22 protein-coding genes and 3 tRNA genes are annotated in these 22,590 nt (G+C 71.6%); 14 read left to right on the top strand and 11 right to left on the bottom strand.

The annotated features are described in order from the left end of the window. Position 1: 1 nt before the first annotated feature. A complete protein-coding gene (locus SKED_RS16780; protein ID WP_012868376.1) occupies positions 2 to 391 on the top strand; it encodes a sterol carrier family protein in 390 nt (129 codons plus the stop codon). Positions 392 to 478: 87 nt separating this feature from the next. Here SKED_RS16780 and SKED_RS16775 read toward each other — a convergent pair whose 3' ends face one another. The 3 genes from SKED_RS16775 to SKED_RS16765 form a co-directional block, all read right to left on the bottom strand. Then, on the bottom strand, positions 479 to 1,315 hold the full coding sequence (locus tag SKED_RS16775) for a MerR family transcriptional regulator (RefSeq protein WP_012868375.1): 837 nt from the start codon (positions 1,313 to 1,315) through the stop codon (positions 479 to 481). A gap of 82 nt (positions 1,316 to 1,397) precedes the next feature. Next, on the bottom strand, positions 1,398 to 1,919 hold the full coding sequence (locus SKED_RS16770; RefSeq protein ID WP_012868374.1) for a glycosyl transferase: 522 nt from the start codon (positions 1,917 to 1,919) through the stop codon (positions 1,398 to 1,400). 51 nt (positions 1,920 to 1,970) lie between these two features. Next, complete coding sequence (locus SKED_RS16765; protein ID WP_012868373.1) at positions 1,971 to 3,269, bottom strand: FtsW/RodA/SpoVE family cell cycle protein; 1,299 nt, start codon at positions 3,267 to 3,269, stop codon at positions 1,971 to 1,973. Positions 3,270 to 3,810: 541 nt separating this feature from the next. On the opposite strand from SKED_RS16765, the gene SKED_RS16760 reads away from it, so the two are divergent. The 6 genes from SKED_RS16760 to purM all read left to right on the top strand — a co-directional run bounded on the left by SKED_RS16760 (position 3,811) and on the right by purM (position 11,779). Beyond that, positions 3,811 to 6,501 (top strand): helix-turn-helix transcriptional regulator, encoded by a 2,691-nt coding sequence (locus tag SKED_RS16760; protein ID WP_143755814.1) that lies wholly within the window; start codon positions 3,811 to 3,813, stop codon positions 6,499 to 6,501. 315 nt (positions 6,502 to 6,816) lie between these two features. After that, the gene (locus SKED_RS16755; protein ID WP_143755813.1) at positions 6,817 to 7,434 is read left to right on the top strand and encodes a hypothetical protein; all 618 of its coding nucleotides are present in this window, start codon (positions 6,817 to 6,819) and stop codon (positions 7,432 to 7,434) included. A 165-nt stretch (positions 7,435 to 7,599) separates the two neighbouring features. After that, on the top strand, positions 7,600 to 8,178 hold the full coding sequence (locus SKED_RS16750; RefSeq protein WP_012868370.1) for a S24/S26 family peptidase: 579 nt from the start codon (positions 7,600 to 7,602) through the stop codon (positions 8,176 to 8,178). 96 nt (positions 8,179 to 8,274) lie between these two features. Further along, on the top strand, positions 8,275 to 8,868 hold the full coding sequence (locus SKED_RS16745) for a hypothetical protein (protein WP_143755811.1): 594 nt from the start codon (positions 8,275 to 8,277) through the stop codon (positions 8,866 to 8,868). 159 nt (positions 8,869 to 9,027) lie between these two features. Beyond that, the gene (purF, locus tag SKED_RS16740) at positions 9,028 to 10,575 is read left to right on the top strand and encodes an amidophosphoribosyltransferase (protein ID WP_012868368.1); all 1,548 of its coding nucleotides are present in this window, start codon (positions 9,028 to 9,030) and stop codon (positions 10,573 to 10,575) included. A 100-nt stretch (positions 10,576 to 10,675) separates the two neighbouring features. After that, positions 10,676 to 11,779, top strand: a complete 1,104-nt coding sequence (gene purM / locus SKED_RS16735) for a phosphoribosylformylglycinamidine cyclo-ligase (protein ID WP_012868367.1) — start codon at positions 10,676 to 10,678, stop codon at positions 11,777 to 11,779. Between the two features lie 427 nt (positions 11,780 to 12,206). On the opposite strand, the gene SKED_RS16730 is transcribed toward purM, so the two are convergent. Next, positions 12,207 to 12,413, bottom strand: coding sequence for a DUF3073 domain-containing protein (locus SKED_RS16730; protein ID WP_012868366.1), 207 nt, complete (start codon positions 12,411 to 12,413; stop codon positions 12,207 to 12,209). A 323-nt stretch (positions 12,414 to 12,736) separates the two neighbouring features. On the opposite strand from SKED_RS16730, the gene SKED_RS16725 reads away from it, so the two are divergent. Continuing rightward, positions 12,737 to 12,967 (top strand): BldC family transcriptional regulator, encoded by a 231-nt coding sequence (locus SKED_RS16725; protein WP_012868365.1) that lies wholly within the window; start codon positions 12,737 to 12,739, stop codon positions 12,965 to 12,967. 172 nt (positions 12,968 to 13,139) lie between these two features. On the opposite strand, the gene SKED_RS16720 is transcribed toward SKED_RS16725, so the two are convergent. The 5 genes from SKED_RS16720 to SKED_RS16700 form a co-directional block, all read right to left on the bottom strand. Beyond that, the gene (locus SKED_RS16720) at positions 13,140 to 13,457 is read right to left on the bottom strand and encodes a DUF3618 domain-containing protein (protein ID WP_012868364.1); all 318 of its coding nucleotides are present in this window, start codon (positions 13,455 to 13,457) and stop codon (positions 13,140 to 13,142) included. Further along, a complete protein-coding gene (locus SKED_RS16715; protein WP_012868363.1) occupies positions 13,454 to 13,876 on the bottom strand; it encodes a phage holin family protein in 423 nt (140 codons plus the stop codon). The genes SKED_RS16720 and SKED_RS16715 overlap by 4 nt, the downstream gene beginning before the upstream one ends. Positions 13,877 to 14,173: 297 nt before the next feature. Next, positions 14,174 to 14,246, bottom strand: a tRNA-Phe gene (locus tag SKED_RS16710). A gap of 50 nt (positions 14,247 to 14,296) precedes the next feature. Beyond that, positions 14,297 to 14,370: transfer RNA gene (locus SKED_RS16705), tRNA-Asp, on the bottom strand. A 122-nt stretch (positions 14,371 to 14,492) separates the two neighbouring features. After that, positions 14,493 to 14,565, bottom strand: a tRNA-Glu gene (locus SKED_RS16700). Positions 14,566 to 14,845: 280 nt separating this feature from the next. Here SKED_RS16700 and SKED_RS16695 point away from each other — a divergent pair. The 3 genes from SKED_RS16695 to SKED_RS16685 all read left to right on the top strand — a co-directional run bounded on the left by SKED_RS16695 (position 14,846) and on the right by SKED_RS16685 (position 17,597). Then, complete coding sequence (locus SKED_RS16695; RefSeq protein ID WP_042439602.1) at positions 14,846 to 15,199, top strand: metallopeptidase family protein; 354 nt, start codon at positions 14,846 to 14,848, stop codon at positions 15,197 to 15,199. Between the two features lie 157 nt (positions 15,200 to 15,356). Next, positions 15,357 to 16,340 carry a UDP-glucose 4-epimerase GalE gene (gene galE / locus SKED_RS16690; RefSeq protein WP_042438159.1) on the top strand — a complete coding sequence of 328 codons (984 nt, stop codon included), beginning with the start codon at positions 15,357 to 15,359 and terminating at the stop codon, positions 16,338 to 16,340. A 36-nt stretch (positions 16,341 to 16,376) separates the two neighbouring features. Then, positions 16,377 to 17,597, top strand: a complete 1,221-nt coding sequence (locus SKED_RS16685) for a hypothetical protein (protein ID WP_012868360.1) — start codon at positions 16,377 to 16,379, stop codon at positions 17,595 to 17,597. A gap of 86 nt (positions 17,598 to 17,683) precedes the next feature. Here SKED_RS16685 and SKED_RS16680 read toward each other — a convergent pair whose 3' ends face one another. Next, the gene (locus SKED_RS16680) at positions 17,684 to 17,863 is read right to left on the bottom strand and encodes a hypothetical protein (RefSeq protein ID WP_012868359.1); all 180 of its coding nucleotides are present in this window, start codon (positions 17,861 to 17,863) and stop codon (positions 17,684 to 17,686) included. Between the two features lie 293 nt (positions 17,864 to 18,156). On the opposite strand from SKED_RS16680, the gene SKED_RS16675 reads away from it, so the two are divergent. From SKED_RS16675 to SKED_RS16665, 3 genes are all read left to right on the top strand, one after another. After that, a complete protein-coding gene (locus SKED_RS16675; RefSeq protein WP_012868358.1) occupies positions 18,157 to 18,732 on the top strand; it encodes a TerD family protein in 576 nt (191 codons plus the stop codon). A gap of 76 nt (positions 18,733 to 18,808) precedes the next feature. Next, positions 18,809 to 20,068: a DUF475 domain-containing protein gene (locus tag SKED_RS16670; RefSeq protein ID WP_012868357.1), complete on the top strand. Its 1,260-nt coding sequence runs from the start codon at positions 18,809 to 18,811 to the stop codon at positions 20,066 to 20,068. Between the two features lie 137 nt (positions 20,069 to 20,205). Beyond that, a complete protein-coding gene (locus tag SKED_RS16665) occupies positions 20,206 to 20,781 on the top strand; it encodes a TerD family protein (RefSeq protein WP_012868356.1) in 576 nt (191 codons plus the stop codon). 172 nt (positions 20,782 to 20,953) lie between these two features. Here the strand turns inward: SKED_RS16665 and SKED_RS16660 are convergent, their stop codons facing one another. Then, positions 20,954 to 22,540, bottom strand: coding sequence for a TerD family protein (locus SKED_RS16660; protein ID WP_012868355.1), 1,587 nt, complete (start codon positions 22,538 to 22,540; stop codon positions 20,954 to 20,956). Between the last annotated feature and the right edge of the window lie 50 nt (positions 22,541 to 22,590).

Raw genomic sequence — 22,590 nt, 5'->3', positions numbered from 1 at the left:
CATGGCAGTCCGACGCCGCACCGACCCCGCGGTGGGACGCACCGCCGTGACCGCCTGGCGGTCCGGTGACGCCGAGCGTCGCACCGTCACCACAGCGGTCCGGTTCACCCTCGAGGAGATCGCCGACGTCGCACCGGGTCACGCCGTCGAGGTGCGCGTCCCGCCGTGGGGCGCCGTCCAGTGCGTCGAGGGTCCTCGGCACACCCGCGGCACCCCGCCCAACGTGGTCGAGACCGACCCCGAGACCTGGCTGGGGCTGGTGTGCGGGCTGGTGACCTGGCAGGACGCCGTCCGTGACGGCCGGGTGAGCGCCTCGGGCGACCGGGCCGACATCTCGCACCTGCTCCCGCTGCAGGCGGTGCGGCTGCGAGGTCGAGAGGCGCGGGGCTGAGATGTCCGTGGCTGAGAGGCGCGGGGGCTGAGAGGCCTGAGGGACCGAGAGGCGCAGGTTGACGAGCTCAGCCCTCGCTCCCGGACTTCACTCCCAGGTTGCCGTCTCCGGGTCGACGTCGTGGGCTCTCGCCGACTCCTCGATGACGGCGCGCAGCCAGGCTGCCAGCCCGGGGGACAGGCCCTCGTAGTGCGCGCGGAAGCGCGGGTCGTCGGTGTAGGTCCGGGCCAGGCACACCTGCATGGACCGCGAGCACGTGAAGTGCTCGTCGATCGACGCGCGGTGCAGCTCCGCGACGGCGTCGGCCTCCGGGGAGCCGGGCTGCACCCCGGCTGCCATCGCGTCGACGAGCCGCTGCGACAGTGCGGCCGCGCGGTCGGCCACCTGTTGCCAGTCGTCGGCGTCCATGCTCGCGGAGCGCTCGGCGTACTCGGCCCACTGCGTCGAGTCGCCCCAGCGGTCGTGCGCCTCGGCCACCCACGACGGCTGCCACCCGTCGCCGAAGATCGCGACCTGCTCCTCGTCGGACAGCAGTATCCCGCGGTCGGCGGCCTCGACGAGGCGGTCGACCGCGACGACCATCGACTGCAGCCGGGAGATGTGCGCGGCAAGCTCGGCCCGCTGCTCACGCAGCGTCGCCGCCGAGGTGGCGCCGGGAGCGTCGAGCAGCTCGCTGATGCGCTCGAGCGGGAGCCCGAGCTCGCGGTAGAGGAGCACCCGGTGGACGCGGGCGACGTCTGCCGCCCGGTAGAGCCGGTACCCGCCCGAGGACCGGCCGGACGGTGCGACGAGCCCGATCGTGTCCCAGTGGTGGAGCGTCCGGACGGTGACCCCGGCGAGGCGCGCCACGTCACCGACGGTGCGGTCGGTGACGTGGTCGGTCGCGCTGCCGGCTGACGGGCGGGTGCCAGGGTGCTCGGTCATGGCTCCCAGTCTGGCAGCGGGCCGGGTCGCCGGCGCCGGTGGCGCGGTACCCGCGTCGGTTCGCCTCCTCACGGCAGCCTCCTCACGGGCGGGGGATCTCGAAACCCGCGTCCTCGAGGTACCGGGCCTCGGGGCCGGTGACGTCGAGCTCGCGGGCGGCGGTCATGATGACGCGGGCGTTCTCCGGGGTGGTGATCTCGAGGTCGACCGTGTTCCACGGGGTGCTCCGCGGGCCGGTGGTGCACCCGGGGAGCAGCGTGGCGCACGCCTGTGCGATGCCCTCGATCTCGCTGAGGACGCAGGCGAAGCTCACCGTCACCGCGGGGGCCTCGGTCGCGCTGCCGGTCGGCACGAGGAGGGCGTCCTGGAACGCCCAGCGGCGCACGTGCGTCAGCTGTCCGGGGACGGTGAAGAGGTCGACGAAGCCGAGCCCCGAGACCCAGAAGTCGACCGAGGCGGCCAGGTCGCTCGTGGGGACGGTGACGAACATGGGCATGCCGTAGATGCCGCGATAGGTGCCGGGGGAGACGGCGTGAGGGCCGGGGGCGGGGACGGGGCTGATGTCGAAGGCGTCGAAGTTCGCGGTCGTGGAGTGCGTGGTCATGGCACGAGCGTGCAGCCTCACGCTGCGTGAGGGTCAAGTGGCGTCGGGCGATCAGCCCCGGCGTCGTCGGCCGAGCACCACGCGGGAGCGGCGCAGCACACCGGGGCGGGAGGCGAGCGCCTCGGGGGCGCCGGGCTCAGTCCGGGCGAAGGACAGCACGATGCCGATCGCCAGGAGCGTCGTGACCAGGGACGAGCCGCCGGCCGAGACGAGCGGGAGCGGTACCCCGATCACCGGGGCGAGGCCGACGACGGTCCCGATGTTGACGAAGGCCTGGGCGAGGACCCACCCGAGCACACCGCCGGTGACGATCCGCGCGAAGGGGTCGGTGTGCCGGGCGATCACGCGGATCATCGCGAATGCGAGGGCACCGACCAGGGCGAGCACCAGCAGCATGCCCAGCACGCCGAGCTCTTCGCCGACGATCGCGAAGATGAAGTCGTTGTGCGGCTCGGGCAGGTAGGACCACTTCTGCCGCGACTGGCCGAGCCCGACGCCGGTCCACCCACCGGACCCGAGGGCCCGCAGCCCCTGCGTCGCCTGGTAGCAGCTGCCGAGCGGGTCGCAGTCGCTCCCCAGCCAGTCGCTGATGCGCTGCACGCGGCGGGGTGCCGCGAGGGCGAGCCCGCCGAACACGACCGCAGCCCCGGCGCCGGCGGCCGCGAAGAGACGCAGCGGCGCGCCGGCCACGAACAGCGCCCCTGCGACGAGCGCCGCCATGACCAGGGAGGTGCCGACGTCGTGCCCGAGGAGCGTGAGGGCGATGGCCAGGCCTGCTCCGGGCAGCGCCGGGAACGCTGCGGTGCGCCAGTCGCCGATCCGGTGCTGGCGGCGTGCGAGGACGGTGCCGAGCCACAGCACCAGCCCGATCTTCAGCGCCTCGGCGGGCTGGCCCGTCACCGGGCCGATCGTGATCCAGCTGCGGCGCACCCCCTCGCCGACTGCGAGCGACGTGTGCACGAGCACCTGGAGCCCGAGGGCCACGACCAGCGCAGGCGCTGCGACCCGGCGGTACACCCGGGTGGGGACCCGAGAGGCGACAGCCAGGACCACGAGCCCGACGAGCGCGTAGCGGCTCTGCTCGAGGGCGAGCGCGAACGGAGACCTGCCGCGTGCCAGCGAGTCGACCGACGACGCCGAGAGGATCATCGTCTGGCCGATCGCGAGCAGCGCGAGGGTCGCGGTGAGCAGCACGTGGTGGCTCGCCGCGGCGAAGGTCTCCGACACGCTCGGGGGCGGGGCCACGTCGGACGGGCGCGTGGGGCTCGTGGCTGCGCCGGGCGCAGCGGCTCCCGTGGTGCCGGTGGCTCGCGTGGTGCTCCGGCGCGCCTGCGCCGGGTCCTGGCTCACCGTCCCGCCTCGGGGACGGGCACGGGCGAGGCCGTCTTCAGCTCGTTCACGTCCGCGGCACCACATATGGCCAGAAACTACCATGTATGCCGATACGGTCTGCGTGAGGCCGGTCCTCCCGGGGGTGCCCGAGATCCGGCCGGTCGCGCGACGCCGTGAGGCAGCGGGTCGCCGCGCGACACGGCCCGGGCGACCGCCCCGGTGCCGACGGTTCGGCGCGAGGAGGTCCTGTGGACGGCGAGCAGCGGTTGGCTCTGGTGATCCTCAGCGGGAGCGGGGTGGTGCTCGTCCTGTGGGCGTGGTTGATCATCTAGGCGGGGGACGGCAGCCCGCGTTGACGAACAATGTGAGGTCGAGCGCTCCCGCATTCTCGGGCGGTCCGGTTTCTCGCCCGACGGACGGGCTGGTGGCGCCATTTTCCCGAGGAGGGCTCCGCGGTTCGCGAATGCCGCCCTCGGCGTTCGCTATGCTGACCTTTGGTGAAGAATTCCCTGACGTCGTGAAGGCCGGCGACGAGGTCCCGCTGAGGTTGGTAGAGACGATGAACCCATACCGTCGGAACGATCCTTCTCCGAGCCGAGACGAGCCCCGCCGGAGCGAGCCCGACCGGGGGCCCGAGCTGTCCGCGGTCTCGGCCCATGCGCACGAGGTCCAGCGGATCGTCCAGCTGGTGACGGACGGCTCGAGCGTCGAGGTCCTCGGTGGGCGGTGGTCAGGGCGGACCCAGGTGCTCGGCTACGTCCGCGCGGCCCTGGCCGACCTCGGCTTCGACGTGCTCGCGGTGAGCGGCATGGGGGCTCTGCTCCCGCTCGAGGCGGTCGCGTCGGTCCTGCCGCCGGTCTACCGGGACATGACCTCGGGCGACGACCGCTCCACGGTCGCGATCCGCGACGCCCTGGTCGAGTTCCTCGCGGAGAGCCGGAGCGTGGTGGTCGTCGACGACAGCGACCTCCTCGACGAGACGTCGTGGGGCGTCCTCGTCTCGGCCTCCAACCTCGTCGGCAGCCCGGTGGTCTCGTCGCGTCTGCGACGGGCCGGGGCCTCGGACAAGGTCCTGGCGACGGTCGCCCGCTCGGTGATCCAGGTGTCTCTCAAAGAGCTGCGTCTCGAGGCCCTCCACGCCGTTCTCGAGGAGCGTGTCGACGGCACGCTCTCCCCGGCCGTCACAGCGCGGATCCACGCCGAGTCTGCGGGCATCCCGGGGCTCGCCGTCGTGCTGCTCGACGGGGCGCTCGCCCAGGGGCAGGTGCGGCGCAAGGGGGACCAGTGGACTCTCGGTCCGACGGTGTGGTCGGACGACGCGGGCGATGCCTACGAGTCGTTGCTGCACTCGTACACCCCCCAGGTCCGCGACGCCGTCGAGATGCTCGCGGTCGCGGGGACGATGGACCTCCAGGCGGCCTGGGTGCTGCTGGGAGACGACCTGGTCGAGGAGCTCGAGGGGCACCGGCTCGTCCGGCTCACCTCGGTCGGCACCGACCGCCGCCCCGTGGTCGGGGTGCACCCGCCGGGCATCGGCGACTACTACCTCCACCAGCCGGTGACCGCCCGCCGGCACCGGATCCTCGCGACCGCGGTCGCCGCGCTCGAGGGTGCGAGCCAGCAGCTCGACCACGTCGAGCGAGACCGGCTGCTCGCCCGCCTCGGGTCACCGCGGCCCATCGTGCACGTGGCCGAGGAGGAGCGTCGACGCGGTGCGGTCCGCAGCGTCGACGTGCCGGTCGTCGTCCGGATGTTCACCGAGTCCTACACGCACGAGCTGGCGAGCGCCCGTGCCCGGTGGGAGGCCTCTCGCGACTACGCGAGCGCCGTGCGGTACCTCCACCTCCAGCTGTCCGGGCAGAACGACCCGGAAGAGTTCGAGCGCGTCTTCGTCGGCGTGGTGCGGGACGACACCACGGATCCCGTCGACGAGGTCCGCCTGCGGCACGTCCACTCGCGGTGGCTCCTCACGCTCGGCGCGACGGTCGCCGAGGCGGTGCGACCGCTCGTCGACGACGTCCCCGACGGCTTCGAGCACGCCGAGGCTCTCGACACCCTGACGCACCTGCTCCGGTGGGAGAACGAGGGCCTCGACGCGTCCTTCGCCGAGCTCCTCGAGCCCCGTGCGGCGCGGACCGGGTTCGACGGGCAGGTCGCGAGCGTCGTCCTCGCCGCCTGCTTCACGATGGCTGGACGGTCCCACGACGCCGTGCGGGTGCTCGACGCGACCGAGCCCGGTCTGCGACGGGGCGAGGAGATCGGAGCAGGCGTCCTGCGCGGTCTCGCGCTCTACGCGACCGGTCGGTTCGCCGAGGCCTTCGAGCTCGCGACCGCGCAGATGCAGCAGGCGATCTCGACGCTCGACCGGGTCGCCTTCGCCGGGTACTCCTACCTCGGTGCCCTGGCGCAGATCGCACTGGGTCACCTCGACGAGGCGCAGGACACGCTCGCGGTCGTGCTCGGGTCTGGCATCGTCACCGAGCCGATGGCCTTCACGCCGAACAAGGCGATCCCCGTCGCGATGGCGGTCATCTCCACCCGCACCGGTCACGAGGCCGCGGCGTCGGGGTTCGCGGACCACGCGAGCCAGGTGCTCGGCACGAGCGACGCGCTGCCCTTCGCCTCGGCCGCGTGGGCTGAGGCCATCTCCGTCGCAGGGAGCGGTGAGACCGAGGTCGCCGCAGGCATCTTCGCCGAGCTCATCGACGACGCCCGCGCCCGTGGGTACGTGCTGTCGGCCGACGTCGCGCAGATGGCGTCGTTGATGATCCACTTCGACCCGACCGGGGCGGAGCTGTTCCGGGACCGTGCCGAAGAGCTGGGTGGCTCGCTGTTCACCGCGTACCTCGACGCCCGGGCGGCCGCTCACGACCGCGACCCGGTGCGGGTCGAGGCCGCGGCACGGCTGCTGCACGAGCACGACTCGGGGAACGAGGCCCTGACCTTCTTCATGCTGGCCAGCCGTCTCTTCCGGGAGGCCGGGGACCTGGACGGCTCGGCCCGCGCGAGGGCGTCGGCGCGCACGGTCGGCGACCGGCTCGGGATCTCGGCCCGCTCGATGGCCGCTCTCGAGGAGCCGGACTTCACCGCGCGCGAGCGCGAGGTCATCCGGCTCGTGGCGGCAGGCCGGTCCAACAACGAGATCGCCGCGGAGCTGTTCGTCGGTGTCCGGACGGTCGAGAGCCACATGCGCAACATCCGCCGCAAGTCCGGTGCCGTGGGGCGCAAGGAGATCGCCGGCTTCGCCTGAGCGGTCGAGACCGGGGTTCCGGGAGCGACGCGAGGGCTCCTCTCGGAGGCACGGACAACGCCTACGTGGTGCCTCGCAGGGGGCTGCGTGGGACGGAGCGAGCACGCAGCACGTGAGGTTCGTGGGAGGTCGAGACAGTTCCTCTCGGGGATGTGCCGGACGGAGGCCCGTAGATCCGGGAAAGCCCCGGCGGGGGCGTCGTGGGCGCTCATAGGCTTTTCACATCAAGCCGCACAGAAAGTGCGAGCTCGCGCCACCCCGCGGATATTTTATTACGGCCGGTTCGGGGTGCCCCACGTGAAAGGCACTACATTCATGCGAGAGAACACCCGTAGCCCCAAGAAGAAGCTTCTTGCGGCGGGTCTGGCCGTTGCTCTGGGCGCCGGCATGGTCGGTGTCGGCGCAAACTTCAACCTCCTGACGTCGATCACGGGCAACCAGTTCCAGGCGACCGTGCCTAACCCTGTGGACCCGCGCGAGGAGGCTCTTCTCCGGGTCACCGGCGACAAGATCGACAAGACCTTCAACGTCGCGGCCAACCACGACGAGGTCGTGGCCGACTGGAACATCGCGAACATCGGTCGGTTCGACGCGCAGTTCGCAGCGGACTTCCTCACCGCGGCCACGATCGACCAGGTCCTCGCCGAGAACCTCGAGGTCTTCTACACCGTCGGTGACGGCCCCGAGCGTCGCGCCGGCACGCTGGCCGACTCGACCGAGCTGACCGCCGTGACCGGCCTGTCGGACGTCCTCAAGGTCGGCGAGGACGTCGATGTCCAGGTCCGCATCGTCCTGCCCAACCCGGCCGAGCTGCTGGTCACCGACACCGAGATCGACCAGGTGCTCAACGTCGCGGCCGACTGGGACGTCAGGTACCTGACGATCGTCGCTGACGAGGACGAGGACGAGGACGAGGACGAGACGGACGCCTGAGTCTCACGTCTCGTCTGACTGAGTGGGTGCCGTCGGTACGGAGCCCGCATCGGGTCTTGAGCCACGGGGCCGCAGGGACTACTCGTCCTGCGGCCCCGTCGGCCGACCCACCCCCCTCCCCGAGCCTCGCTCGACCCACCCCCCGAACCCCTGAAAGGTGGACCCGTGGTCCGCACCCTCACCCTTGTCGTCCTGCGCACCGTCTCGGTCGTGCTGCTGCTCGTGCTCGTGGCCCCCTTCGCCTGGCGGGCCGTCACCGGGGACACGTTCATGAACGTCACCTCCGACTCCATGCGGCCCGTCTACGAGGTCGGTGACGTGCTCTCGGTCCGTCCCGCCGAGGGGGACGAGCTCACCGAGGTCGGCACTCTCGTCGTCGTCGCCTTCGGCACCGCCGGCGGCGGCAACGCCCGCTACGTCCACCGCGTCGACGAGGTCCTCGAGGACGGGACCGCGTGGCTGCGCGGTGACAACAACAGCGACCGCGACCCCCAGCCCGTGAGCCAGGACCAGGTCGAGGGCACCCCTAGGCTCGCCCTCACCGGTGCTGCTGCCGAGGCCTTCACCTTCGCCCAGTCCATCACCGGACGCGCGATCATCGTCGCCGGCGCGCTGATCTTCCTCTTCATCCCCGTTCCCCGCCGGAAGAGCCAAGATGCCGGTCCCCGCGAGAAGGACGACGCCACGGACGGTGTCGCACGCCATGCGCTGCCCTCGGACCCCGAGACCCCTACCGGGCCCTGAGGTGTCAGGCGGGAGCTCCGGCGCCGTGAGCACCGAGCCTGGCGGTGCCGAGATGCTCGGGCCGGTCGAGCTGGTGCGAGCACGTAGGCTGGACGTGTGAGCTCCACTCCCTCTCAGCCCGAGCCGGCCGTGCCGGACCAGCCGGTCGACACCGCCGCGCCAGCGTCCTCCGACGACACCGCTGGGACAGACGACGCCGTGGCTCGGACCGTCCGCGATGCTCAGCCGGACGTCGTTGATCAGCCGGTCGTCCCAGCTCAGCAGGACGTCGTTGATCAGCAGGACGTCGTTGCTCAGTCGGATGCCGACGTCCAGCCGGATGTCGCAGCCCAGCCGGTCGCGACGGGGCAGCCCTCTGCCCGACCTGTCGTCGCGATCCCGGCCGACGGTCCGCTCTCGGACGAGCAGCTCGCCGCGATCGCGGCGACAGCGCAGCCCGCGACGGTCCGCCGCGCACCGCGGTACAAGGGCTTCTTCTGGACGGGCGCGCTCGTCGGCATCGTCCTCGGTGTGATCTTCGGTCTGGGTCTGTCCTACGACGGCATGGTCAACCGGTGGATCTACGTCGTCGTCACGGTTCTCGGGACCACCCTCGTCACCGTGCTCCTCGCCGGTGCCCTCGCTGCCCTGGTGGACCGCCGTGGCGCGAAGCGCGCCGCACAGCAGCGCAAGGCGGCCACGGAGCGCTGACCTGCTGACGCAGGTCGCCCCGTCAGGGGAGGTCGTCCTCCGAGACCAGACGCTCGCCGGAGGCCCGCCGACGGCCGAGTGCGACTCGAGGCCCCGTCGCCGTCTCACGAGGTACCGGGCGATCTGTGCCCACCGCCTGCTCTGTGGGACACTGGGGTCGTGGCCCCCCGCGGAGATGGACTTCTGAACCACGACCTCATGCCTGGCGAGAAAGGCCCCCAGGACGCTTGCGGCGTCTTCGGTGTCTGGGCTCCCGGCGAAGAGGTCGCCAAGCTTGCCTACTTCGGGCTGTACGCGTTGCAGCACCGAGGGCAAGAATCGGCCGGGATCGCGACCAGCAACGGTCAGCAGATCCTCGTCTACAAGGACATGGGACTCGTGTCCCAGGTGTTCGACGAGACCGCCCTCAACGCCCTGACCGGGCACATCGCGGTCGGGCACTGCCGGTACTCGACCACCGGTGGTGTCACCTGGGAGAACGCCCAGCCGACCCTCGGTGCGACGGCAGCCGGCACAGTGGCCCTCGGGCACAACGGCAACCTCGTCAACAGCGCCGAGCTCGTCGACCTCGTAGCCGAGCGTTACGGCGCCCAGCGCCGCGGAGAGCTCGCCCGTGGCAACACGACCGACACGGCCCTGGTCACCGCGCTGCTCGCGGGCGACGACGACCACACCCTCGAGCAGACGGCCATGGAGGTCCTCCCGCGCCTCCGCGGCGCCTTCAGCCTCGTCTTCATGGACGAGAAGACCCTCTACGCGGCGCGCGACCCTCAGGGCGTCCGCCCGCTCGTCCTCGGTCGTCTCGACCGCGGCTGGGTCGTCGCCAGCGAGACCCCTGCCCTCGACATCGTCGGCGCCAGCTTTGTCCGCGAGGTCGAGCCCGGTGAGCTCATCGCCATCGATGCCGACGGCCTGCGGTCGCAGAAGTTCGCGACGCCCGAGCGCGCCGGCTGCGTCTTCGAGTACGTGTACCTGGCCCGCCCGGACACCAGCATCAAGGGCCGCTCCGTCCACGCCGCCCGCGTCGAGATGGGCCGTACGCTCGCCCGCGAGCACCCCGTCGAGGCGGACCTCGTCATCCCCGTCCCGGAGTCCGGCACGCCGGCAGCCGTCGGGTACGCGCAGGAGTCCGGCATCCCCTTCGGCCAGGGCCTCATGAAGAACGCCTACGTCGGCCGCACCTTCATCCAGCCGTCGGACACCCTCCGCCAGCTGGGCATCCGCCTCAAGCTCAACCCGCTGCGCGACGTCATCAAGGGCAAGCGCCTCGTGGTCGTCGACGACTCGATCGTCCGCGGGAACACGCAGCGCGCCCTCATCCGCATGCTCCGCGAGGCCGGCGCCGCCGAGATCCACGTGCGCATCAGCTCGCCGCCCGTCAAGTGGCCGTGCTTCTACGGCATCGACTTCGCGTCGCGCGCCGAGCTCATCGCCAACGGCCTCAGCCCCGCCGAGGTCGGCCAGTCGCTCGGCGCCGACACCCTCGGGTACATCACCGAGGAAGGCATGATCGCCGCGACCGAGCAGCCGAAGTCTCAGCTCTGCAGCGCCTGCTTCAGCGGCACGTACCCGATCGAGCTGCCCGACGCCGCTCGCCTCGGCAAGAACCTCCTTGAGCAGGCCGAGCTCCCGCTCGGCGCGCCCGAGGACGGCCTCTCGACGCTCACGGTCTCGGCCGGCGGCGCCAGCGCCCTGCAGCACCCCTGACCCAGCAGCACCCCTGACCCAGCCCTGGTCCGACCGCACGGACCGTCAGCAGCGGCCCGCGCCCACCGCGCGACCCGCGCCAACCACAGGAGTCATCGAAGTGTCTGAAGGCATCACCTACGCAGCCGCCGGCGTCGACACGGCGGCCGGTGACCGGGCCGTCGAGCTCATGAAGTCCGCCGTCGCGCGCACCCACGGACCGCAGGTCCTCGGTGGGGTGGGCGGCTTCGCCGGACTCTTCGACGTCTCGATGCTCAAGGCCTACGACCGCCCGCTCCTCGCGTCCTCGACCGACGGCGTCGGCACCAAGGTCGCGATCGCCCAGGCGCTCGACATCCACGACACCATCGGCTTCGACCTCGTCGGCATGGTCGTCGACGACATCGTGGTCTGCGGCGCCGAGCCGCTCGTCATGACCGACTACATCGCCACCGGCAAGGTCGTGCCCGAGCGCATCGCCGACATCGTGCGCGGCATCGCCGCAGCCTGCGAGGTCGCCGGCACTGCGCTCGTCGGCGGCGAGACCGCCGAGCACCCCGGCCTCCTCGCGCCCGACGAGTACGACGTCGCCGGTGCGGCCGTCGGCGTCGTCGAGGCAGCCGACCTGCTCGGCCCCGAGAAGGTCCAGGACGGCGACGTCGTCATCGCCCTCGCGTCCTCGGGCCTGCACTCCAACGGCTACTCCCTGGTCCGCGCCGTCATCAGCCACGCCGGGTGGACCCTCGACCGCCACGTCGAGGAGTTCGGCCGCACCCTTGGCGAGGAGCTCCTCGAGCCGACCCGCGTCTACGCCGCCGACTGCCTCGCCCTCGCCCGCGACGCCGGCGCCCAGGTCCACGCCTACTCCCACGTCACCGGCGGCGGCCTCGCGGCGAACCTCGCACGCGTCCTCCCGCAGGGGCTCTCCGCGACCGTCGACCGTGGCAGCTGGACCGTCCCGGCGGTCTTCGACGTCGTCCGCGGCCTCGGCCAGGTGCCGTGGAGCGACCTCGAGAACACCCTCAACCTCGGTGTCGGCATGGTCGCGGTCGTCGGTGCCGACGGCGCAGACGCGGCACTGGCCCGCCTCGCCCAGCTCGGTGTCCCGGCGTGGACACTCGGCACGGTCAGCGTCGACGACGGCGCCACCGACGCCGGCATCGTCCGCGGCGCCAAGGGCGTCGACGGGGGAGCGGTCCGTCTGCACGGCGAGTACCGGGCCTGAGGTCCGGACGGCGTGAGCTCTCACCGCGACTGAGTCACGCACTGCGCTCGACCCGGACGCCGACGGCCAGACCCTGACGGGATCCGGCGTCTGACAACGAGCACGAGACACCGACGCGCGGCCGGTCCTGGAGCACGGGGCCGGCCGTCCGTCGTCGGCGCGGCCTGGTGGCAGACCGTGACCCGACGACGCTCGGGGACCGCGCGCAACCGGGCCCCGGGGGCCTGTGCGTGCGCCCGTGCACGTACGTCCGGCAACGACGACGAGCGGTGCACCTGACGCGAGGTCAGTATGCACCGCTCGTCATGACGATGAGTCGGGCTGTGTCGGGCACCGTGCGGTCGGGAGCGGGCGCGCAGAGTGTCGCTCGGGGCCGTGCAGGGTGTCTGTCAGACGAGGGGAGTCTGCGACAGCAGTGACGCTCAGGTCACCTGTCGTCGGACCAGTCCGCGTACGGGTCACGGTCCTCGACCTCGTCCGACCTGCTCGCACCGTGGCGAGAGTCTGTGGCGATGTCGGTTCGGCTGTGACCGGTGAGCTCTTGTTCGAGAGCCCTGTAGTCCGTTCCCGGAGAGTAGTACTTCAGCTCCCGAGCGACCTTGGTCTGCTTTGCCTTCTGACGGCCGCGGCCCATGGCTCCGACCCCCTCAACGTAGAAGCGGGGCGGCTGGCGTACTAGACGTGCGGCCCCGGGGTGTATTTCGTCTGTTCGTGGGTTAACGGTACATGGTCGCGGGGCGGTTGGACCACTCGGACCACGGTGCGTGACCCCCGCGCACGGGCGGTGTGGCAACCGTCACTGCGTGCACACTCGGTCCATGTCCGTCATCTGCTCACTTTTCACCCCCGGTGGCACCGGGCACGAATCGCCCGTAGGGTGATAATGGACGAAACGGCTAGGGCTGATCGATGAGTTCCCTCCCCCCGGGACCAGTCTGCGCCACAGAGAGGTGCATCATGTTGAGCAACCGTGGAGAGCAGGAAGTCCTGCTGACCCCCGCCGAGGTCGCGAGCCTGTTCCGCGTGGACCCCAAGACGGTCACGCGCTGGGCCAAGGCCGGCAAGCTGTCCTCGATCCGCACGCTGGGCGGCCACCGCCGCTACCGCGAGGCCGAGGTCAAGGGCCTCCTCGCGGACTCGGGCGTGAGCATCAACGAGGAAGACCTCAGCCAGCACCGAGGCGCCTGACCCTCAGGCCCCAGCGATCCCAGAGGCGGGCTGACCCCCAGGCCCCCTCGATCGCAGAGGCACCCAGAGACACCGAGAGGCCCCGTCCGGACATGCTCCGGACGGGGCCTCTCGCGTCTTCTGGCAGACGCCGCGGTGCTGAGCGTGCGGTGCTGAGCGCGCGCTGCTGGGGTCAGCGGCGGGCGCGACGGATCACTGTCAGCGCGACGACCGCCACGACACCGGCGGCGACGCCCAGGACGATCTTCGCGTTGCGCGCGCGCGAGCGAGAGGCCTTGGGCAGGCCGGCACCCGTGACGAAGGCCCCGGCGTCGGTCGCAGCGAGGCGCGCGGTGGTGGCCGCCTCGGAGGCGAGCGTCTTGGGGCTCAGGCGGGTCGACAGCTCGTCGACGGTCGCGGCGAGCTCCGCACGCGCCTTGAGCACCTCGGCGCTCAGCTCGGCGGCAGACATGCTCGAGGGGTCGGGGACGTGCAGAGGCTGATCGGTCATGACTTCAGACCTTCCTTGATGGCGGTGACGTCGTCCTTGATGCTGTTCACCGTGATCTCGGGCTTGGGGGGCGTGCCCTTCTTCAGCAGCTTGACCCCTACCCCGACGAGGATCCCGGTCACGAGGAGCAGCGCGACGCCGACGATCAGCGCGGACAGCCACAGCGGCAGGGCGTTGGCGATCCCCGCGACGGCTGCGTACAGCAGGACGCCGAGGGCGTAGAGGGCGAAGACCAGCCCTGCGGCGATCAGCCCGGCACCGATGCCGATGCCCTTGGCCTTCGTGGTCAGCTCGGTCTTGGCCGAGGCGATCTCCGCACGGACCAGCCGGCTGATCTGCTCGCTCAGGCGACCGACGAGGGTGCCGATCGTCGCCTGCTCGGTCGGGCCGCCTGGCAGCCCGGTGTCCTTCTGGCTCATGGCCGTCACACCTTCCTGTTGGTCCGCGCGTCGCCTGCCGCGCGCCGTCGTCTCCGTCGCCCCTGTGACCAGGGATGCTGCGGATCTGATCTGAGGACGATCGTACGGCGTGCGCACAGGGGACGCAGTGCGGCGGGTCTGGTGCTCGACTGCGCTCGACCCCGGACCTGACGGCAGGGCGATCCCGCGATGCCCGGGAGTGCGAGAGCCTCAGGAGACGCGAGAACGTCCGGGAACGCGAGAACCTGCGACAACGCAAGAACGCCGCAGACATGTCTGCGGCGTTCTCGATGTGTGTGGCTCCGACCGGCGTCGATCCGGTGACCTTTCGATTTTCAGTCGAACGCTCTACCAACTGAGCTACAGAGCCTTGACACGGAAGCCCGGCCATATCTCTATGACCGGGCGACCATCGTCAAGCGACCCCGACGGGACTTGAACCCGCGACCTCCGCCGTGACAGGGCGGCGCGCTAACCAACTGCGCTACGGGGCCTTGGATCACGCTGTGACACAAGGTCCTTGCTGCTTCTCTCGGTTCGTTGTCCGAACCGTTGAGAACCTTACCGTACTTCTGAGCCCTCCGTGACCACCTCGCGGTGATCCTCGTCCTGCTCGTACCCCCAACGGGATTCGAACCCGTGCTACCGCCGTGAAAGGGCGGCGTCCTAGGCCGCTAGACGATGGGGGCCTAGTCGAAGACGAGCCGTGGCGTGAACCATGACCGAACCGTCGAGGACGGTACGAAGCATATGGCCTCATGCCCGGTGGACGCAAAACCCCAGGCTGGGACACGGCCTGAAGAGGGTCTGGTCAGGTGCTGGACAGCGTGCTGGCAGACGTGGGACAGGTGCGCGGGCCCTGGCTGGGGCGCGGCAGCTGCGCGGGCCTGGCCGAGGCGTGGTCAGCCACGCGGGCCCTGGCCGAGGCGGCGCGACGAGCCCCACCAGAAGTGCGGGAGGATGGAGAGCATGGTCGACATGACGCGCGAGCAGTTCGAGGAAGCCGTCTCTGACGCCCTCGACCAGGTGCCTCCCGAGCTCACCGCCCAGATGGACAACGTGGTGATCTTCGTCGAGGACGACGCCCCGCCCGAGCAGCCCGACCTGCTCGGCGTCTACGACGGCGTCCCCCTCACCGAGCGCGACCTCGGCTGGGCTGCCGGTGCGCTGCCGGACCGCATCACCATCTTCCGCAACCCCACCCTCGCCATCTGCGAGACGGTCGAGGAGGTGGTCGACGAGGTGACCATCACGGTGGTCCACGAGATCGCCCACCACTTCGGCATCGACGACGCGCGGCTCCACGAGCTCGGCTGGGCCTGAGGGCTGGCCCCACCGGAGCTTCCGAGCCCTCTGGCGTCGGTGCGACCGGTTCCTGCGGGGCACCAGGGCTGCGGGCTGCGAGACGCTCTGCGAGACCGCCCGAGAGCCGTGCCGGACGTCCCTGCCGTCGTCCTCGGCAGAGCGGTAACCTGCAGGCATGACGATTCTGGTGACTGGCGGGGCTGGGTACATCGGCGCACACGTGGTGCGCCTCCTTCACGAGCGCGGTGACAAGGTCGTCGTCGTCGACGACCTCAGCACGGGTGCGCGCAGCCGTGTCGGCGACGCGACCGTGATCGAGCTCGACGTCGCCTCGGCCGGCGCCCAGGAGGTCCTCGCGGCAGCCCTGCGTGAGCACGAGGTCGACGCTGTCATCCACTTCGCGGCCCGCAAGCAGGTCGGCGAGTCCGTCGAGCGGCCCACGTACTACTACCAGCAGAACGTCGGCGGCCTCACCAACGTCCTCGCCGCGATGGAAGAGGTCGGCGTGCACAAGCTCGTCTTCTCGTCGTCCGCCGCGACCTACGGCATGCCGTCGGTCTCCGTGGTCGAGGAGAAGCTGCACGCCGAGCCCATCAACCCCTACGGCGAGACGAAGCTCGTCGGCGAGTGGCTGGGCCGCGCGGCCTCGCGCGCCTGGGGCCTGAAGTTCGTGGCCCTGCGCTACTTCAACGTCGCCGGCGCCGGCTGGGACGACCTCGGCGACCCCGCCGTCCTCAACCTCGTGCCCATGGTCCTCGACCGCCTCGAGCGCGGCGAGCAGCCCCGCCTGTTCGGCGACGACTACCCGACGCCCGACGGCACCTGCATCCGCGACTACATCCACGTCCTGGACCTCGCCAAGGCGCACATCGCCGCGCTCCAGTACCTCACCCACGACACCCAGCCCTTCGACGTGTTCAACGTCGGCACCGGCACGGGAGCCTCGGTCCGGGAGGTGCTCGACGGCCTCGCCGCCGCGTCCGGCCTGACCATCGACCCGATCATCGAGCCCCGCCGCGCGGGCGACCCGCCCCAGCTGGTCGGCTCGCCCGAGCGCATCAACGAGGTGCTCGGCTGGCGTGCCGAGGCGGACCTCGAGGAGATCCTCGGCTCCGCGTGGAGCGCCTGGCAGGCGGGCCCGCGCCGCATCGACGTCTGACGCAGCGCCGATGCCCGACGACCGCCTGACGACGCCGTGGACGCCATGACGGCGGGCCGACGCCTCGTCGCGCCGTCGGGCACCAGCCTGCAGCCGCCTCTCGGCTGGGTGGTGGTCGACGACGTCACCGGGACCGGTGCGCGTGCCTCCGCGGCGTCCCTCGCGGACGCCAGCGGGCGGCACGTCGCCGCGCAGGTCGACGTCCGGCGGCTGCGGCCCGGGGGCCCGGGCGCGGTGATCGGGTGGGGTGCCAGCAGCGCGCCCGGTCCCGGGTCCGTGAGCGAGCTCCTCGAGCAGGCCGCCAGGTCGCGTGTGGTGGCAGCCTTCGCCGACGACCCCCGTGCCGTGCTCCTCGACGCCCGGACCGTCGTGCTCCCCACGGACGGTGGGCGCGAGGTGACCGCGGTGCGTCTCGACGTCGTCGAGCACGACATGACCACGCCCGTGGTCCGCACGTCCATCCTCGTCCCGGGTGCGGGTGCGGGTGCGGGTGCGGGTGCGGGTGCGGGTGCTGGAGTCGTCGCCGGTGGTGCCGGGTGGGTCGACGAGGTGTCCGTGACGGTGCCGGTCGCCCACCACCGGGCGCTCGTGCAGGCGCTCGAGGAGACGCTCGCCTCGGTGCGCGTCGCGGACGGCGCGGTGCCGAGCCCGGGCAGCGTTCTCGACGGTCAGCAGCACGGGTGGCTCGCGACCCTCGACCAGGACCGCTGGTACGTCCCTCCGGAGGCGTGGCTGGGGGCCGAGGAGCTCGACATCTTCGTCCGCGGGTCGCACCGGCTCGCGCCCGCGCACCGCCCGGGGCCGGTCCGCGCCGGGCTCCTGGCGCCGAGCGGGACGGCGACCACCACGGGCGAGCTCGTGCGCCGGGCCGTGCACCGGCCGGACGTCCGCGTCCACGTCCGCGCGGCGCACGCGCAGGACGGCTCCGCGGACGGCATGGCGTCGATGGTCGTCGACCGCGTCGGCACCTGGGCGGTGATCCGCTCCACGCCGCCACCGGGAGCCCTCGCACCGGGGCAGCCGGTGGCTGCCCACCGCTACGTGGAGGTGGTCGACCTCGCCGCCGCGCCCGCACGCGTCGTGGCGTGGACCAGCACCGGGCCGGGACGCGCGTTCCGCGCCCCGGAGGGCGCGGTGCTCAGCCTCGGCGCGAGCCGCCCAGAAGGCTGGGGGCGGCCGGTCGGACGGGCCGTGGCACTCGAGCCGTGGCTCTCACCGCGCGACGTGTGGCACGGGGTGCTCACGGCGCTGGTCTGAGGCGCGAAGGGTGTGAGGTGCGACGGGCCTGAGGCACGAGGACCTGAGGGCCTGAGGTGCGAGGGCCTGAGGCGCGAGGGTGTCGGCTACTTCACGAACTTGTTGACGGCCCAGCAGAGCACCAGGCCGACCACGAAGCCGATGCCGACGTACAGGTTGTCGGCCCGCGCCATCGTGATCGCGATGCCGATACCTGTGCAGATCACGAGCAGCACGCCGCCCAAGAACCAGTTGGCCTGACGGTGGCGGATCTCTTCCTCGTTCACCCCTCCAGGGTGCGCTGCCGAGGGCCTCCGGGTCAAAGCGGAGCCCTGCTCGCCCGCGAGGGAGCGCACCAAGGTGGGCCGGGCCCTCCCGGAGGGGCCACGTCCGGGGGCCGGCCGGTGCGGGACCAGCAGGGACCTCCCGTATGGGCAGGGGAGCGGTCCCCATCCAGATCACCCCTGGTCCCCAGGAATCCCGAGGGTGGCGGGGATATAGTCGGCGCGTCGCCTCATGGTGACGCAGCACACCGAACGGTGAGGGCCCGGCGCCCTCGCCCTGAGCGTCTGGAGCACTCGTGGGAGTCAGTCTTACCAAGGGCGGGAACGTCTCGCTCACCAAAGAGGCACCTGGTCTGACCGCAGTCACCGTCGGCCTCGGCTGGGACGCACGGTCCACGACCGGGACCGACTTCGACCTCGACGCGAGCGCCATCATGGCCGGCGTCAGCGGCAAGGTCCTCTCCGACGGACACTTCGTCTTCTTCAACAACCTCACGAGCGTCGACGGCTCCGTCCAGCACCTCGGTGACAACCTCACCGGTGAGGGCGACGGCGACGACGAGGAGATCAACGTCAACCTCGCGGCCGTGCCGCCGGAGGTCGACAAGATCGTGTTCCCCGTCTCGATCTACGACGCCGCAGCCCGCTCGCAGAGCTTCGGCCAGGTCCGCAACGCGTTCATCCGCGTCATCAACCAGGCCGGCGGCGCCGAGATCGCGCGCTACGACCTCAGCGAGGACGCCTCGACCGAGACCGCCATGGTGTTCGGCGAGCTCTACCGCAACGGCGCCGAGTGGAAGTTCCGCGCGGTCGGCCAGGGATACGCCGAGGGCCTCGTGGGCATCGCCCGCGACTTCGGCGTGGGCGTCTGACGCACCACAGCTCCACAGGGCGGCCCGGGACTCTCCCGGGTCGCCCTTCTTCAGCAGTTCCTAGACAGGACAGAGCATGATCCTCCGTACCTTCGGGTGGTCCTTCGTCATCACCGCCCTCGCCCTCGTGACGGCACTCCTCTACGGAGGGCCAGAGGCCCTCGTGCTCTGCCTGATCCTCGCGGTCCTCGAGGTCTCGCTGAGCTTCGACAACGCGGTGGTCAACGCCAAGGTCCTCGAGCGCATGAGCGAGGCCTGGCAGAAGATCTTCCTCACCGTCGGCGTGCTCATCGCCGTGTTCGGCATGCGGCTGGTGTTCCCGCTGCTCGTCGTGAGCGTCACCGCCGGGCTGGGACCGGTCGAGGCCGTGCGGCTCGCGATGGCCAAGGGCGACGTCCACGAGCCGGGCAGCTACGGGTACATCCTCGCCGAGGCCCACCCGCAGATCGCGGCCTTCGGCGGGCTGTTCCTGCTCATGCTGTTCCTCGACTTCGTCTTCTCCGAGCGCGAGATCACCTGGCTGTCCTGGATCGAGCGCCCGCTCGCCCGCGCAGGGAAGCTCGCGAACCTCTCCGTGGTGGTCGCCGCGATCGCCCTCGTCCTCGCCTCCGAGCTGCTCGCCGAGGACTCGCACACCGTGCTGCTCGCCGGTGTGCTCGGCATGATCACCTACCTGGCCGTCAACGGGCTGGGCAGCCTCTTCGAGGACAGCCACGTGCTCGACGACGACGCGACTGCTGACGGTGTGCAGGAGCAGGAACCGGTCGCGCGCGCTGCGGCAGCGGGCGGTGCCGACGTGTCGACCGATCCCAGGGCGCCGATCACCTCGGCCGCGCGGCCGACCGGCCCGACAGGTCTGGCCAAGGCGACCGGCAAGGCCGGGTTCTTCCTGTTCCTCTACCTCGAGGTGCTCGACGCGTCGTTCTCCTTCGACGGCGTCATCGGTGCCTTCGCGATCACCGCAGACCCGATCATCATCGCCCTCGGGCTCGGGTTCATCGGCGCGATGTTCGTCCGCTCGATCACCATCTTCCTGGTCCGCAAGGGCACGCTCGCCGAGTACGTGTACCTCGAGCACGGCGCGCACTGGGCCATCGGGGCGCTCGCCACGATCCTGCTCCTGTCGATCCACTGGCACATCAACGAGGTCGTCACCGGGCTCATCGGCGTCGTGTTCATCGGGGCCGCGTTCTGGTCCTCCGTGCGGCACCGCCGCAGGGAGGGGCTGGACGGCGCGGCGCCCGAGGAGACCAGCAGCACCGACAGCGCCGGCGCCGCTGACGAGCACGCCGGTCCCACGGGCGGCACGGGCACCTCGCACCCGACGTCGGTCTGACGGCGGACCGCGCACCTCACCTGACCGCGCACCTCACCTGACCTCGCTGCACACCAGACCACACCACAGCACCTCACCGCACCACGCAGCCAGGGCCACCCGGCCCGGCCTGGCGCACCACGAAAGGACACCACCGCATGTCTGTGAACCTGTCCAAGGGCCAGAAGGTCTCGCTCACCAAGAGCTCCGGAGGAACCCTCACGCGCGTGCGCATGGGGCTCGGCTGGGACGCCGTGAAGAAGCGTGGGTTCTTCGGCAAGAAGGAGCAGGAGATCGACCTCGACGCCTCCGGCCTGCTGTTCGACGGCGCCGGCCAGCTCGTCGACGTCGTCTGGTTCAACCAGCTCGGCAGCAAGGACGGCTCCGTCGTCCACACGGGCGACAACCGCACGGGCGCCGGTGACGGTGACGACGAGTCGATCGTCGTGGACCTCACCCGTGTCCCCGCGCACGTGACGACCATCGTCTTCACCGTGAACTCGTTCACCGGCCACGACTTCAGCCAGATCGAGAGCGCGTTCTGCCGCCTCGTCGACGAGGCCGACGGCTCCGAGATCGCCCGCTACGAGCTCACCGGCTCCGGCACGCACAACGCCCAGGTCATGGCCAAGGTGTCCCGCGACGGCGCCGGGTGGTCCATGACCGCCATCGGTGCCCCCACCTCGGGGCGCACCTTCGACCAGCTCCTCCCCGCGGTCTCCCCGCACCTCTGAGGTCTGCGAGCACCAGGGCGCCACAGCTCGAGAGCAGCTCAGCACGCGAGCCCCGTCCCCCGATCGCACGATCGCACGATCGGGGGCCGGGGCTCGCGGCGTTGCTGGGGACGGGGGTACCGAGCCCCGGTGGCCCGGGACGTCCCGGGCCGCGTCGTCCGCGCGGTACCGGTCAGCCGCCCGCGCGGACGTACTGCGCTGCGGGCTTGCGCATGGCCTTGACCGAGCGGCCGTCGTGGAAGTCGCCGAGCGCCTCCATCTCCCAGCCCGTCGCCGCGCGGCGCAGCACGCACATGAACACCCCGGTGCTCGGCTTCGAGTCGGTGAGGTCGAAGCGCACCAGCTCCGCCTGCGTCGACGAGTCGACCAGACGGCAGTAGGCGTTCTTGACGTCCGTGAACAGGTGCTTCGAGAACGAGTTGATGGTGAAGACCACCGCCGCGACGTCGGCGGGCAGCGCGTCGAGCTCGACGAGGATCACCTCGTCGTCCCCGTCGCCCTGGCCCGTGAGGTTGTCGCCCTGGTGCTTGATCGCACCCTTGCAGGCCTTCTTCGACGCGAACCAGGCGGAGTCGACGTCCTTGCCGGTGGCGTCGAGGACGATCGCCGAGGCGTCGAGGTCGACCGACCGGCCACCGCCCGCCGGGTCCCACCCCAGCCCGAGCTGGACGCGGCTGAGACGCGGAGCGCCCGTCTTGACCAGGGACACCCGCTGGTTCTTGGCGAGGCTCACGCGCCCCTTGTCGAGGTTGATGGTCGGACCACCCGCAGCCGGACCACCCGCAGTCGGACCACCCGCAGCCGGACCGGCAGGTGCCGGAGGGGCGCCGTAGGGAGACGGGGCCTGGAGAGAGGTCGCGGGCGACGGGGGAGCCGGTGGGGAGAGCGGTGCCGACGGGCTGAGCGGTGCCGGTGGTGAGAGGGGTGCGCTGCCGTACGCGGCGGGCGGGGCGTACCCCGCGAGGGGCGCGCCGGTCGGCGGCGTCAGGAGCGGTGCCGGAGGGGCTGCCGGAGGCGGCGGGGTCGTCGCTGCGGGTGCCGTCGTCGGGCGGGGCGGGCGCGTGTAGCTGATGCTCGGCGAGGTCTGGGGTGCCGAGCCGGCCGGCACGCCGGGTGCCGGGAGCGGCGGTGCCGGCGGGGTGTACGGGGCTGCGGGCGTCGTCGGGGGAGCGAGGGTGGCGGGCGCGGCCGACGGCGTGGCCTGAGGCGCTGCCGCGGGCGACGCGGGCGCGTCGTCGACCGAGATGCCGAAGTCGGTCGCGAGGCCGGCGAGCCCTGAGGCATAGCCCTGACCGACCGCGCGGAGCTTCCACGCACCGGCCCGGCGGTACACCTCGCCCGACACGTAGGCCGTCTCCGTCGTCGCGTCGGTCATGTCGAAGCGCGCCACCTGCGCACCGGTCGCCGCGTCGGTCAGCAGCAGGTGCAGGCCGCGGACCTGGCCGAAGGTCCCGCCGTCGGCGGACGCCCCGAGGACGATCCGGTCGACGGCGCTCTCCACGCGCCCGAGGTCCAGCTCGAGACCGTCGCGGACCTGGCCGCCGTCGACCGTCCGCGGGAGCTTCTGCACGGCGCCCGAGGCGTGGCGGGGCTGGTTGAAGAACACGAAGTCGTCGTCCGAGCGGACCTTGCCGGAGTCCGTCACGAGCAGCGCCGAGGCGTCGACCTCAGGTCCGCCCCGAGCGGTGTCCCACACGAGCTCTGCGCGCAGGCGCGCGGCGGACAGCGGGATGTTCGAGCCCTTGGTCATCTGCGTCATGAGCACATCGTCGCAGAGCAGGCCGGGTGCGGCGCGGCGCCGGGGAGTTC

Origin of the sequence: Sanguibacter keddieii DSM 10542, assembly GCF_000024925.1 — a bacterium.
Classification (GTDB): domain Bacteria; phylum Actinomycetota; class Actinomycetes; order Actinomycetales; family Cellulomonadaceae; genus Sanguibacter; species Sanguibacter keddieii.
The sequence above is the reverse complement of the archived record's forward strand: the minus strand, read 5'-3'. Positions and strand labels throughout refer to the sequence as shown.